Source organism: Bacillota bacterium, from assembly GCA_012727955.1.
In the GTDB taxonomy this organism is placed as follows: domain Bacteria; phylum Bacillota; class Limnochordia; order DTU087; family JAAYGB01; genus JAAYGB01.
This window is the reverse complement of the sequence record JAAYGB010000066.1, coordinates 53,382-67,892: the sequence shown is the minus strand read 5'-3', so window position 1 is coordinate 67,892 and position 14,511 is coordinate 53,382. Positions and strand designations below refer to the sequence as shown.

The 14,511-nt window shown below is 53.2% G+C and carries 10 protein-coding genes; 9 read left to right on the top strand and 1 reads right to left on the bottom strand.

All coding sequences use genetic code 11. The features are described from left to right. Window positions 1–21: 21 nt before the first annotated feature. The 4 genes from GX030_10935 to GX030_10920 all read left to right on the top strand — a co-directional run bounded on the left by GX030_10935 (window position 22) and on the right by GX030_10920 (window position 7,830). Window positions 22–1,245 carry a D-alanyl-D-alanine carboxypeptidase gene (locus GX030_10935; GenBank protein ID NLV92888.1) on the top strand — a complete coding sequence of 408 codons (1,224 nt, stop codon included), beginning with the start codon at window positions 22–24 and terminating at the stop codon, window positions 1,243–1,245. Between the two features lie 214 nt (window positions 1,246–1,459). Beyond that, window positions 1,460–2,407 (top strand): serine acetyltransferase, encoded by a 948-nt coding sequence (locus GX030_10930; protein ID NLV92887.1) that lies wholly within the window; start codon window positions 1,460–1,462, stop codon window positions 2,405–2,407. A gap of 33 nt (window positions 2,408–2,440) precedes the next feature. Continuing rightward, window positions 2,441–4,222: a DUF4080 domain-containing protein gene (locus GX030_10925; GenBank protein ID NLV92886.1), complete on the top strand. Its 1,782-nt coding sequence runs from the start codon at window positions 2,441–2,443 to the stop codon at window positions 4,220–4,222. A 47-nt stretch (window positions 4,223–4,269) separates the two neighbouring features. Then, window positions 4,270–7,830, top strand: coding sequence for a DNA polymerase III subunit alpha (locus tag GX030_10920; protein ID NLV92885.1), 3,561 nt, complete (start codon window positions 4,270–4,272; stop codon window positions 7,828–7,830). A 40-nt stretch (window positions 7,831–7,870) separates the two neighbouring features. On the opposite strand, the gene GX030_10915 is transcribed toward GX030_10920, so the two are convergent. Beyond that, window positions 7,871–8,827, bottom strand: a complete 957-nt coding sequence (locus GX030_10915) for a D-2-hydroxyacid dehydrogenase (GenBank protein NLV92884.1) — start codon at window positions 8,825–8,827, stop codon at window positions 7,871–7,873. Window positions 8,828–9,033: 206 nt separating this feature from the next. Between GX030_10915 and GX030_10910 the strand changes: the two genes are divergently transcribed. The 5 genes from GX030_10910 (at window position 9,034) to GX030_10890 (ending at window position 14,486) form a co-directional block, all read left to right on the top strand. Further along, entirely contained in the window at window positions 9,034–9,825 is a 792-nt protein-coding gene (locus GX030_10910) for a threonine/serine exporter family protein (GenBank protein ID NLV92883.1), read from the top strand. Window positions 9,826–9,827: 2 nt separating this feature from the next. Continuing rightward, on the top strand, window positions 9,828–10,280 hold the full coding sequence (locus GX030_10905) for a threonine/serine exporter (protein ID NLV92882.1): 453 nt from the start codon (window positions 9,828–9,830) through the stop codon (window positions 10,278–10,280). 113 nt (window positions 10,281–10,393) lie between these two features. Beyond that, window positions 10,394–11,458, top strand: coding sequence for a hypothetical protein (locus tag GX030_10900; protein ID NLV92881.1), 1,065 nt, complete (start codon window positions 10,394–10,396; stop codon window positions 11,456–11,458). Window positions 11,459–11,555: 97 nt separating this feature from the next. Continuing rightward, a complete protein-coding gene (locus GX030_10895) occupies window positions 11,556–13,235 on the top strand; it encodes a nucleoside kinase (protein NLV92880.1) in 1,680 nt (559 codons plus the stop codon). A gap of 105 nt (window positions 13,236–13,340) precedes the next feature. Next, window positions 13,341–14,486: a hypothetical protein gene (locus tag GX030_10890; protein ID NLV92879.1), complete on the top strand. Its 1,146-nt coding sequence runs from the start codon at window positions 13,341–13,343 to the stop codon at window positions 14,484–14,486. The last annotated feature ends 25 nt before the right edge of the window (window positions 14,487–14,511 follow it).

Below are 14,511 nucleotides of genomic sequence, written 5' to 3'. Positions count from 1 at the left end.
GTCTTCAAAAGGGGGATCTTCATGAACAAACTGAGGCCGATGATGGCCATCGGGTTGGCCTTGCTCCTTGTCGTCATCGGTGTGCTTCCCGCGATGGCACAGGAGCTGGATGTTTCTGCCACGGCAGCAATTTTGATGGAGTATTCCTCCGGAGATATTATCTACGAGAAAAACAGTCATCAGCCATTGCCCATGGCCAGTATCACTAAGGTCATGACCATGGTTATTGCCCTGGAGCAGATTCGAGATGGCTTGCTGGGATGGGACGATGTTGTTACCGCCAGTGAGTATGCCAAGAGCATGGGTGGTTCGCAAATCTGGCTGGAGACCGGGGAACAGATGTCGGTAAAGGATCTGCTCTATGCCATCGCCGTAGGTTCGGCCAACGACGCCGCGGTAGCCATCGCAGAGCATATTGCCGGTTCAGAGGCCAATTTCGCTGCGATGATGAACCAGAGGGCCAAAGAATTGGGGATGGATAATACGGTGTTTTCCAATGCTTCGGGACTACCGCCCCGGGTGTTGGGGCTCGGTGATGCCGAGCATCACTCTTCAGCTTATGATCTGGCCCTACTGTCCCGACACGCCCTGACGGTACCCAATTTCCTGGAGCTGGTTTCCACCTATGAATACACGATGCGGCAGGATTCTAGCCGAGAACCCCATCTCTACTCCTATAACACTATGCTGGATCGGGTCTTGGGTTCAGGGCGTCGCTACGGTTATGCCGGTCTTGATGGAATTAAGACAGGGATGACCAGCGATGCCGGTTATTGCCTGGCAGCCACCGCGCAACGGGACAATCTCCGCCTGATCTCTGTGGTACTAAACTCCCCTACAGCCCAGGCCCGCACCCAGGATACTACGGCTTTGCTCAATTACGGCTTCCGGCATTATACAGCCGTCAACCTGGCGCGCAAGGGGCAGATCCTAGGCAAGGTTGAAGTGCATCGGGGTAATGTCGATGCTGTGGAGGTTGCGCCGGCTCGGGACCTGTCGGTTGGGGTGCGGCGGGGTGAAGAGGATCAGGTGACCACTTGGTTTGAGTGGGATGAAGATAGTCTGACGGCTCCCATCCCGCAAGGTACCACGGTGGGTTATCTCATCGCCGGTAAGGATCAGATGGAGCTATCTCGTGTTCCCCTGTTAGCCCAACAGGAAGTAGAGAAGGGGACTTGGATCCAAAACGCAGTCCGTTCGACCAAACGACTCTTTCGCAACTTGATTCCCGGACCAAGCAACTAAGAGGTGGCAAAGGGTATCGGGAAAACACGGTAAGTTTATGAGCCTTCCCATCAAAATGGGAAGGCTTTCCTATGTGGGGACAACTTGGTGGCCGGTTTGGTCCTGGGCTGCGGAGGGAAAGAAAGGACAGAGACCTCAGCCGATGCTCTCGGGAAGGGAACAGGCGGGCTGGAGTCAAAGTAAATTATGATATGTAATCAGGTTGGAGGAAAAAATGATCTATTCACATTTTGCCAACGATATTGATTTGACTGACGTAGCCAACAGACTGATGGCTTCGATTCGCAGCCATGAGGACATCGAAAGACAGGCTCCCCTTCTTCCTGAGCCCGAGGAAGTGGTTAGCCTCCTAGAGGATCTCCGCTGGCTCATGTTTCCCAAGTACTTCATCAGTCGAACGGGAAAGTGCACCAGTCCCATCTGCTTGTTGGAGCAAATCGGGATCACCTATTGGCAGCTGGTCAGGCTCCTGCATAACTCGCAGGGCCATGAGTGCAAAGACGACTGTATTGCCGGGGGACAGCAGTGTGAGGTAATGGTCAAAGCCATCGAAGACGCCCACAGTTTTATGCAGCAGCTGCCGGCGATCAGAGATATTCTGATGACCGATGTGCAGGCCGCCTACGATGGGGATCCCGCAGCGAAGTCCTACGATGAGATCATCTTGGCTTATCCTGGAATGTATGCTATTTTCGTGCATCGGATTGCCCACGAACTGGCAAAACTAGGTTATAGCTTGATGGCGAGAATAATGAGCGAGCATGCCCACAGCAAGACGGGCATTGACATTCATCCCGGAGCCACCATTGGCAAGAGTTTCTTTATTGATCATGGCACGGGAGTAGTGATCGGTGAGACCACAATTATCGGCGATAACGTCAAGATCTATCAGGGAGTAACCCTAGGCGCCTTGAGCTTCCCCAAGGATAAGGACGGACGAGTGATTAAGGGGCAAAAACGCCACCCAACTATCGAAGATAACGTGACCATCTACGCTGGGGCCACGGTGCTCGGTGGGAATACGGTGGTGGGTGAGGGGTCGGTGATCGGTGGTAATGTTTGGCTGACCGAAAGTGTTCCGCCCCAGAGTTTGGTTCTGGCCCGCCCCGTGGTAGAAAAACTACGTAGGGGCAGCGGAATTTCCAACGAAAGCGAAGAATAAATCTTACTGACGAAAAAAGAAGGCGACATTCCCATGACTAAGAAGGATCTACAACCAAAGCTAGTTCTAGCTACACTGACGGCGAAATACATCCACTCATCGCTGGCTTTGCGGTACCTGCGGGAGGCTTGCCGCCATCTCCCCATCAACATTAAGACCCAAGAGTATCACATCAACATGCCACCCCTAGACATCCTAAGCGGAATTTACGAGGAAAAGCCCGATATCTTGGGCTTTTCCTGCTACATCTGGAACATTACCCAGACCCTGGAGTTGGCGACAATGATCAAGCAGATCTGGCCCAACTGCCAGATTATCCTCGGGGGTCCCGAGGTTAGCTATGATGCTGACAGTCTCCTAGCGGCCCAGGGCGACATAGATTTCATCATTAGTGGCGAGGGAGAAGAGAGTTTTCCCCAGCTGCTGACCTACTTAACGGAGGGAAGCGGCAGTTTACGCCGAATCCCGGGATTAACCTATCGGTTGCCCGATGGAACAATTGCCAGTAACCCGCCGGAGTCCATCAAGGATCTGTCCCAGGTTCCCTCAGCCTACTCTGAAGAAGGCCTGAAAAATCTGGAAAACAAGCTGGTTTATCTAGAAACCAGTCGCGGCTGTCCCTTTTCCTGCCGGTATTGTCTCTCCTCTCGTTCCAGGGGTGTGCGATACTTCCCTCTAAATCGGGTGAAGCAGGAGATTCGCGCCTTAGTGGAGAACAAATGTTCTCAAATCAAGTTTGTTGATCGGACCTTTAACTGCCACAAGGAGCGGGCTATGGAGCTGTGGCGCTTTATGCGGGACCTGCCCGGCGATAGCATTTTTCACTTTGAAATCGATGCGGAATTGCTGGACGACGACATGCTCCAGTTACTGGCCACAGTTCCAGCCGGGAAATTCCAGTTTGAGATTGGAGTCCAGACCACGACAGAGGATTCTTTGGCAGTTATTTCCCGCCGCCAGGATTGGAACAAGTTGGCAGAGACGGTCTCGACACTGACCAACCGGGGGAATATTGAAACCCATTTGGACTTGATCGCCGGTTTGCCACAGGACACGTTACCGGAGTTTGGACAAGCTTTGGATCGGGTTTTTTCCCTCAAGCCCACCAGGATCCAATTGGGATTCCTCAAGGTTTTGAAGGGGTCGGGGCTGTGGTATGACAGCCAAGAGCTGGGTCTGGTGTACCAAGGACAACCTCCCTACGAGATATTGACAACGCCAACCATGTCCTATGATGATCTGCGATACCTAAAGCAAGTGGAACTCCTGGTAGAGTCTTACTACAACACCCATCGCTTTGATCTCACCTTGGATTTGGTGGTTACTCATTTGTATGACGGTAGTTTCATGGCTTTTTTGGAAGACTTTGCCAAGTACTGGCTGGACAGAGGGCTTTTTTCCGTGGCCCACAAGCAGTACAATTTGTACCGCTTCTTGGCAGAGTTTTTCCGAGAGCGGCACAGAAAAGATGCTTGGACACTGGAAGCGATGCTTTATGACTACGCTGCCAAGGAGCCCCGGCGAGATTTGCCGGTGCTGGGGTCAAAACCTCGGGATCTAAAATTGAGAAACCGCGACACTTACCACAGGCTCATTGGAGATCCCCGTTGGCAGGAGAAATTTATCCCTGCGCTCAAGGGCCTGCCGAATCGGCAGATTGATCGGCACCTTCGCATTGTACAGATTAGACTGGACAAGACTGGACCAGAGGCAATCCTTGGAGAGGGGCCTTGGTATCTCTTTGACTATGATCAGCAGGATCCCATTACGGGACGGGCGGCAGTGACAGCAATATCTGGCTTCTCGGTGGATTAGAGTGTGTAACTACATCATTTGACCTTTTCTGAAAGGAGGATACCGGCGTGGTTGCGGGTGGTAACTTCGTACACCTTCATGGTCATTCCCCTTGGTCATTGCTAGATGGGGCAGCGAGGCTGGAGGAGATTATTCCCCAAGCCATCGAGTGGGGCATGCCTGCACTCTCGGTAACGGATCACGGAGCCATGTATGGGACGGCTCAGGCTTATCGCTTGGCGCAAAGTTTCAGTGAGAAATTAGGCAAACCCTTCAAATTCATTCCCGGAGTAGAGGTGTATGTCGCCCCCCGCTCCCGGTTCGATAAGGAAAAGGACCAGGGCGACGATGCCAATTGGCATCTGGTGCTCTGGGCTCTAGACAACATCGGCCTGTCGATGCTCTACCAGCTGGTATCTTCCAGCGAGATGTATTACAAGCCCCGCATTGATAAAATACTCCTGGCTGAACTGATTGAAACCTATGGTCAGGGCCATTTGGCGGGATCAACTGCCTGTATCGGCTCGGAAGTTGGGCAGTTGTTGCTGAGCCAGGATTACTCTGCCGCCAAGGGGGCTGCCCTTGGGTACCAGGAGATTTTGGGTAAGGGCAACTTTTTCTTGGAGCTCCAGGATCATGGACTGCAGGAACAGCAAATTGTCAACACCGGCTTGGTGCAGATCTCCAGAGAGAACCAGCTTCCCCTGGTGGCCAGCAATGATTATCATTACTTTCGCCCTGAACATGCCTACTATCATGATGTTCTGCTTTGTATTCAAACGGGTAAGACCGTAGACGACCCCAACAGGATGCGGATGGCCACGGACCAGGCCTATTTCAAGTCTGCCGAGGAAATGTATCGGCTCTTTGGCGATTATCCCGAAGCTCTCTACAATACTCTGGTGATTGCTGAACGCAGCAACGTAGAGATGGACTTTGATACCATCCATCTTCCGGAATTTGACATTCCTCCCGGGTTTAAAAGCGCCGATGAATACCTGGAGCATCTGGCCCGGGAGGGGGCGATGCGGCGTTACGGAGAGCTGAGCGATCCGGTGGTTCGGCGGTTAGAATATGAGCTGGGCGTCATTAGCCAGATGGGGTATGCCGACTATTTCCTTATTGTTTGGGACTTTGTTCGCTTTGCCCGCAGCCAAAATATCGCGGTGGGTCCAGGGAGGGGGAGTTCCGCGGGCTCTTTGGTAGCCTATTCCTTGGAGATAACTAATGTCGATCCCTTGCGCTATGGTCTGTTGTTTGAACGCTTCCTCAATCCCGAGCGGGTAACCTTGCCGGACATCGATATCGACTTTTGTTACCACCGCCGTAATGAAGTAATTCGGTATGTCATCGATAAGTATGGGCCTGATCGAGTGGCCCAGATCATCACCTTCGGGACCTTGAAACCTCGGGCTGCCGTCCGAGACGTAGCCAGGGCCTTGGGGGTACCCTTGCGCAAGGCAGATAGGATTGCCAAATCTATCCCCTTTGATGCCAAATCACTGCCCGATGCCTTGGAGAAATCACCGGAGCTGAAGAGTGTCTTTGACACCGACGAGGAGACGAAAGAGGTCATCGAGATTGCCGACTTTATGGCGGGTTTTCCCCGTCATCCTTCTACCCATGCCGCGGGCGTGGTAATTGCCCCCCGCCCCTTAAGGGAAGACATCCCCTTGTACAAGCCCGAGGGACAGAAGGTGGTAACAAAGTACGCCACTCAATATCCCATGGGCGTGTTAGAGGATATGAACTTCCTGAAGATGGATTTTCTGGCGCTGCGGAATCTATCGGTCATCCAAGGGACCCTGGAGTGGATTGAAAAGCTCCGGGGGATTACCCTGGACATCGATGAGATAGATCTGTCTGACCCAAAGGTGTTTCAACTCTTTAGCCAGGGGCAGACCGCCGGGGTCTTTCAGTTTGAGTCTGAAGGGATGCGTCAGATGCTGCGGGACTTTCAGCCCGAGAGTTTGGAGCATCTCACCCTGCTCAATGCCATGTATCGGCCCGGACCCGCGCAGTATATCCCCACGGTGATTCGACGCCGCCATGGACAGGAGAGGGTGGAATGGCCCCATCCTGATCTGCAGTCGATCCTCGAGGAAACCTACGGGATCATGGCCTATCAGGAGCAGATTATGGCTGTGGCTCACCGCTTTGCCGGTATGAGTCTTGGAGAGGCAGACCTGTTACGGCGAGCGATAGGGAAGAAGGTTGCCAGAATTATAGAGGAGCAGCGGCAGCGGTTTATCGATGGAGCGGTGGAGCAGGGGTATGACGCCAAACTGGCGGCCGATATCTATGCTGATATTGAGAAATTCGCCAATTACGGATTTCCCAAGAGCCATTCCTGTGCCTACGCCCTTGTGGCCTATCAGACTGCTTACCTGAAGGTGCATTACCCATCGGAGTATATGGCTACCCTACTGACTTCGGTGATGGCCAAGAACAAGAACATCAAGCTCGGTGAATACCTACAGGAATGCCAGGAAATGGGGATCACCGTCTTGCCGCCGGACGTGAACACCAGTGAGAAGGTTTTCGTGCCCAGGTCCGATGGAAGCATCGTCTTTGGACTGACGGCAGTGAAAAACGTCGGTGAATCCGTGGTGGAAGCCATAGTCAAGGAGCGGAGCAAGCGAATCTTTTCCTCCTTATATGATTTCTGCAGCCGAGTTTCCGTGGGACGAGAGGTACTGATTAGTTTGATTAAGGTAGGTGCCTTCGACAGTCTAGGGGCAAAGCGCTCACAACTGCTCGCCATAGTCGATGACGCCCTCAAGTTGGGGAACAAAGCTAGCTCCCACGAAGATCAAATTAGTTTCTTTGATGTTGCTGCCACAGGGTTTTCCGAACTAGATACGGAACTGCCCTTGCCCGAGATCGAAGAACTGCCGGTCTCCGTCCGGTTGCAGGATGAAAGGGAGTTGGTGGGCTTCTACCTCTCGGGACATCCCTTGGATCAGTATCAGGACCTGTTGGCGAACCTCGACATAGTCGATTCCCGCAGTCTGAGTAAACAACCCGACGAAGCCAAGGTCCAGGTGGCCGGTGTCATTACCGAGCTGCGGCGGATAACCACCAAGAAGGGCGATGAGATGGCCTTTGCCACCTTAGAAGACCGCAGCGGACCCATCGACTTGACGATTTTTCCCAGAACCTGGCAAAGGTATAAGGACCTCTTGGACAGCCATGAACCCCTCCTAGTAGAGGGGAGAAATGACTCCATAATCGATGAACCAGCGCAGACAACGGATTCGGGGGCAGCGGGGGAGACCGAAGAGGAGGAAACCGAGGAGGTCTTCCAGGCTCGTCTGATTGTCAACGGGATTCAACTGCTGAAGGAAGCTCAGCCCTTGAGCTCCAATGGCAAGCCCGCTGAACCAAACACCTTGGAGCTGTGGATCAAAGTCTCTGGTTCCGATCCTGAGCAGCTGTATACCCTACGAGAAGTGCTGGTCAACCATCGCGGGGAACATCCAGTGTATCTGGTCTTTAAGGAACAGAATGTGGCATGCATCGTTGATGAGAAGCATTGGGTTGATGCTTCCGTGAGTCAGCTGCCCGCTGCCATCGAGGCCGTTACCGGCGTGGGTACCGTGGTGGTCCAAAGTACTAAGCGACCTTAGCCTATAGGGCAAGGTCGCTTAAACTTAGGTGGTCCTTTGTCTAGTAGCCAAGCTGGAGGTCAACGACGTTTCGCAGCTCTTCGCCGGTAAAGAGCCTCCTGAGATTCTCGGTGAAGATCGCAGTGGTTCGCCGGCCGTGTTCTGGCGTACTTCCGGCGTTGTGGGGAGTGATCAGGACATTGTCCAGATCCCAGAGGGGACTGTCAGCAGGCAAGGGTTCTGTATGGAAAACGTCTAGTCCAGCCCCTCCCAGTCTTCCTGACTGCAAGAACTCGATTAAAGCCTCCTCATCGATAATCTTACCCCTCCCGACATTGACGATAAAGGCCCCAGGCTTGCACGCCGACAACAGTTCCCGGGAGATGATCCCCTCGGTGTGTCTAGTTCCCGGCAGGGCAAGGACGATATAATCGCTTTGTTCCATCACCCGCTGGATGGCCGTGGGGCCGTGATACAATTCATCCACTACATCGGGACAGGGGGCAGGGGTGCGCTTGCTGGCGACAATTCGCATGCCAAAGGCCTTAGCCCGGGCGGCGGTTTCCAGGCCAATATCTCCCAGGCCAACGATTCCCATGGTCTTGCCATACAGCTCGCCTAGTTCCAGCTTCTGCCAACGGCGCTGTCTTTGGGCAATAGCGAAGGTTGACAGTTTCCGGGCAAAATCCAAGCACATGCCTAGGACATGCTCGGCGATGGGAATTCCAAAGACGCCCGAGGAGTTAGTGACCACCACATTGGGGTTGGCAAAGATCGCTGGATCAGTGTAGCGATCGGCTCCAGCACTGGGCAAGTGCAGCAACTGCAGCTCCTTGGCTTGACTTAGCCACTCCACAGGCGGCCAGCCGAAAATCGCTTTGGCTTTGCTTAATAGTTCCGTTGGCTCCTCATCGGCGGTAACTTTGTGCACCACGATGTTACTATCCACAGCCTCAATTTCCCCGATCTGTTCATCATCTAGGTCAAAAAGCAACAGCACGTGAAACTTATCGGTCATTAATGCAGCACCTCTTCCTGGAAACTCTCCATGTGTCTCTATACCCGAAACCATCAGCAACAATGCACCAGGGATCCCTAGGATGTTTCGGCGGAAACTGGCAAAGACCCTTGTTTTTCCGCTGACAGCGGTGAGATATTGACCCTGGGTGGCGAAAGCCCGATAATAGGATGGGAAGGATCATGGAAAGAAACGGAGATACTATAATGAAACAACAGGTTGCAGCTGCACCGAGCACCGACGTTATTTGTCTGGGTTGGAGGCTAGCCGTTGAGGCCGGTGTGGAATTGTTGGGGGCAGGGGCGGAGACAGCCCGGGTGGAGGATACCGTTGAGCGAATTGGCCGGGCCGTAGGAGCGAAGAAGATTGATGCCTTTGTTACTCCCACGGGTCTTTTTGCCGCGATGGAGGATGCCGATGGTGCCTCCTTCACAACGGTGCGCCGAATTCGCTACATAGAGAACAATATCGCGGTGATTACCGCGATCAACAGTATGTCTCGGGACCTGGCCGAAGGAAAAAGCGATGTCTTTCAGGCCTGGGACAAGCTGTGCGCCGTAAAAAGGAATCGGTTAGCCTACACTCCGGCCGTGGTGGCGATAGCGGCGGGAATCTTCAGTGGCGCCTTTGCCCACCTCTTCCAAGGTAAAGCCCTTGATATGCTCTTTGCTCTCTTGTGTGGTTATTCACTTTCTACTAGCTCTTATTTTCTTCGGCGTTGGGGAGTTAATATGTTTCTCCGCTCGTCCCTGGGTGGGGTGATTGCCGCCATCTGGGGATTAATTGCCACCACGGTTTCGGCGACCTGCAGTCGGGATGCAGTAATCCTGGGTGGGCTTATGGTATTGGTGCCGGGAGCGGTTATCACCGGTGCTGTGCGTGACGTGATGTCTGGAGAACTGGTTTCAGGGGTAAGTCGCGCCGCTGAAGCTCTCATGGTGGCTCTAGCCATCGCCGTTGGTGTGGCTGCAGTCTTTGGCCTAGGGGGAGTGGTATAGTCATGAAAGCGCTCCTCCAATTGTTGGCAAGCTTTGTCGTCGGATACTCCTACGGCGTTGTCGCTCAGGTTCCCCGTCGTTATCTCCTGGCTGGGGGCTTCGTGGGAGCGGGAACCTGGGGCGGTTATCTGGTGGGAATGGCTCTTTTTCCCGGCAATCGAATCGTCGGTGCTTTTTTTGGTGGGATTGCGGTGGGTTTGGGCAGTGAGATTTGCGCCCGGAGATTTCGAGCTCCCGTGACAGCCTTCTTGGTACCGGGGCTGATTACCCTGGTCCCGGGAGCCGACGCCTACTTGACGATGTTATATTTTCTGGAGTCCCAATGGGAACGGGGCATCACCAGCGCCACTACGACCCTGTTCTTAGCCGGAGCAATTGCTGCCGGAGTTGTCTTGACGGGTTCTGTTTTTCGGATCGGAGTTAACCTGAGAACTAATCGTCGGCCTTTGCTCTAGGTTGTGTTAACCAAGACCAATTCCCGTGGTATATCTTCCGGTAATTTGGAATAGCCATGAAGGAGAATCCCACGTCCCAGCTGCAAGCTGCGACTGGTTGAGGATGATCCTTCATGGGTTTTTGCTCACATTGCTCGGTATGTCAGCTATCATTAATCTTCTTGGTAATAATGGGCGTTGCCGGCTCCTTTGTGGCCTTTGCCAACGAGGATACTGCCCTTCACCTGCCGGAGATAATCCTTATCGCCGATGCCGGTAATCACTGGGTCTTTGGCTGTACTCTGCAGGGAACTCTAGTCTGGTCAGCCGGTGAAAGGGGACAACTTGGAGAAATATCCGAGGGGCTTCTGTCCCAACCGCTTTTTGTCCAGCACTGTCAGGACGATCGGGTTGTTGTGGCCGATGCCTCTCAGGGTCTGATAGTGGAGTACACTCCTCTCCAAGTTGCTAGGGTCACCCGAGTTTTGCCGGAAGATCAAGGCAGGGGACAGTTGCCGGTGATTCGCTCGGCTTTCAAGCTGGATTCCGGCAATTATCTCTACGCCGATGGCGGTCAACACTGGGTGGCGGAGATAGCGTCGCAAGGGGGCACGGCGCCGGCCTTGGCCGATGGTCAGGGGGGCATCTCAACCCCGGGGGACCGTCTGCAGGTAATTTGGAGCTTTGGTCAGAGGGATTTTCCCGGCCGACAAACTCTCCTCTATGGACCTACTTGGGCCCAACCCCTGGCCAACGGGAATATCCTCATCGCCGATTCCCTCAATGGTAGAGTGTTAGAGACCGATAGGCAGGGTAACATTGTCCGTCAGCATGGGGCCGAGGGCCTGACGGAATCGGAAGTAATCTTGATTGAGCCTGTTTGTGTGGAGTGGTTAGCAACGGGGGAATACTTGGTTTGCGATCCTGGTCAAGGGCAAGTCCTTGAAATCGATGGTAGCGGGAAAATTGTCTGGAAGCTCGATACTGTTACCGTGGCCGATGAAAGGATGCCGTTACAGCGGCCCGTTCACGCCACGAGGCTTGGGTCGGAGCTGACGCTGATCACCGATGCTGCCCTGGAGGACGTGCTTTTAGTAGACCGCAAGGGCAAGGTCCTTTGGTCCTATGAAGCTGTGGCTGCCGTCTCCGATAGTCTGAAACCCCTGGCAGCGCCGGCGATGGCGATCCCGGTATTCTAACAAACTGGCAGGATATTGCCAAGGCTAAGGCAAAACCTAATCCTAAGGACTCGCTCCTTGTTTCTTTGTACCAATCCCCTAACAGGTGGTGGTGGCTATGGTCCAAGAGGCAACAGTCAATGTCATTGTCAAACCGGGTAATCAGTCTCTGACAGTTCCCGCTGGAACCCGGCTTGAGGATTTGGCAAAGGAATTTGTCACTCCGGAAACCGGGGTTATCGTGGCGGCTATGGTGGATAATCGGTTGCTGGATTTGCATACCACCCTTGACTCCGACTGTACCGTGGAGTTCGTTGATCTGCGGAGCACCGCGGGTCAACGGATTTATCAGCGGAGCGCGGTGATGATTCTCCTCAAGGCCACCCAGGATGTCCTCCCGGGAGCACAGGTATCCATCGAGCACTCCTTAAGCAACGGTCTGTATGGAGAAATTCATTGGAGTTCTCCCATTGGTCCCGAGGAGATTAAGCTGATTGCCGGGAGAATGCGTGAGTTAGTAGAGGCAGATCTGCCTATCAGCAAGGAGACGGTGAGTTTAGAACAGGCTCTGGACTACTTTGCTTCTTTAGAGCAATGGGATAAGGTGGAACTTCTCAAGGGACGCCAGTCCAACAGCAGCGAGGCCCAAACCTGTACCATGTATTCGCTGCTGGATTTCAAGGACTATTACTACAGTTACGTAGTTCCCAGTACCGGTTATATCTCTAGCTTTCGTTTGCACTTCTATTTACCAGGCTTTATCCTGCAGATTCCTGCTCGCCACAGTCCCCAGATGATTCCACCCTACAAGGAACAGCCGAAATTGGCGGCAATCTTTCGGGAAGCAGAGCGCTGGGGTCAGGTAGAGGGGGTAGAATATGTCGGTTCCTTGAACAAGATAATCAAAACCGGCAACATCAAGGAACTGATTCTTGTCTCGGAAGCGCTCCATGAAAAGAAGACAATGGAGATCGCCGATCTCATCGTCAAGAATGGCGAAACCCGAGTGATTCTCATTGCCGGGCCATCATCATCGGGGAAGACAACCTTTGCCCAACGGCTTCGCTTACATCTGCGAGTCAACGGCCTGCGACCGGTGGCAATTTCCCTGGATGACTATTTTGTGGACCGAGAGAAAACACCCCGAGACGAAGAGGGGCACTATGACTTTGAATCCATTGAGGCCATCGACCTGGAACTGTTCAACTCCGATCTGGCAAAGTTGATTCAAGGTGAGCCGATTAATCTGCCCACCTTTGATTTCCGGGAGGGTCGTCGCCGGTATGAAGGGAGAACCCTGCAGATTAGCAGCGACCAGCCCATCATATTAGAAGGAATTCATGGGCTGAATGACCGGTTGACGGAAAGCATTCCCGCGGCCCATAAGTTCAAAATCTACATCAGCTGCTTAACTCAGTTAAATCTCGATGCCCACAACCGAATTCCCACCACCGATGTGCGCAAGATTAGGAGAATCTTTCGAGATTACCAGTTCCGCAATCACAGTGCGGAGGCAACCTTGAACATGTGGACTCGGATTCGCCGAGGTGAAGAGCGGAATATCTTTCCCTTCCAGGAGAATGCCGATGTAATGTTCAATTCCGCTTTGCCCTATGAACTAGCGGTTCTCAAGCCCTTGGTTGAGCCGCTGCTTAGGGAAATTCCCCCCACCAGTGAGCAGTATTCTGAGGCGCAGCGGTTGCTGAAGTTCCTCAGCTACTTTTTGCCCTTGGCCCCGGACGATGTGCCGAAAACGTCGATTCTTCAGGAGTTTCTCGGCAACTCGGCTTTTTCCTGAGTTTTCCCTTGGCTAGGAAGGTAAAAGGGCGCCACAAGATGAATAGAGTACTCTTGGACGAGTTCATCAGCGAAGGCTAAACAGTACGAAGGAGGCACTTGTAACATGGACCTAAAGACTAGAATCCAAACCGCCAGACAGGCCTTGGATCAGGTGGATAAGACACCGGACCAACTGAATATGTTCCTTGGTTTTGATGGTTTTGTTGATGAGATTATCGACGTTGTCGACAAACGTCAAAGCCCCGAGGAGTACACCAGAGTTGAGACCATCTCAGATTTCGCAGAACGCCTAGGTAAGGCCGCGGGTTTGTCCGCCAACGTTGAGTTGGTTCCTCGCCAGGTTAAGCTAGGTGGCAACGGTCCCATCATGGCCAATGCCCTGCTTGCCTATGATACCAAGGTTACATATATCGGTGCCATTGGTTATCCCGATATCCATCCGGTATTCAAGGATATGGCTGACAAGGCGGTAGAAGCTATCTCCATTTGCGAACCCGGTCACACTGATGCCCTGGAATTCGCGGACGGAAAGCTGATGCTTGGCAAGACCATTTCCATGAATGATGTCAATTGGGATAATATCCTCAAACATATTGGTTTGGACCGGTTCAAGGATCTATTGCGCAACCAGCATCTCATCGCCTTTGTCAACTGGACGATGCTTCCTTACATGACAGAGCTGTGGGAAAAGATGTTGACCGAGGTTCTGCCCAACACTAAGCTGGAGGAGAATCCGATTATCTTCTTCGACCTGGCCGACCCGGCAAAGCGCAGCAATGAGGACATTCGTCAGGCGATGGAAGCCATTAAGAAGTTCAACAACTTTGGCCGCGCTGTACTGGGCTTGAACCGCAGAGAGGCATCGGCAATTGCCGAAGTACTGGGTGTTGAACTCAGCGACGCTCCGGAGAATGTCTCCCTCGAGGAGATCACCGAGGCCGTTGGCAAGGCCATGGGTATTTACGGCGTTGTTGTCCATCCCACCAACTCCGCGGCTTGCTATATCGGCGGGCAGGTCTATTCCACCGATGGACCCTATACTTCCAAGCCGAGGCTCACCACCGGTGCTGGAGACAACTTCAATGCTGGATTCAGCCTGGGATTGGCCCTGGGTCTCGATCCCCAGTCCGCCTTGGTGATGGGAACGGGTACCTCCGGCTTCTATGTGCGTAACATGCACAGTCCCAGCTTCACCGATCTGAAGAACTTCTTGGATCTGTGGGCAGAAAATGCCGGCGAAGATTTCTAATGGACACTAATTGCCAAAAATAGGC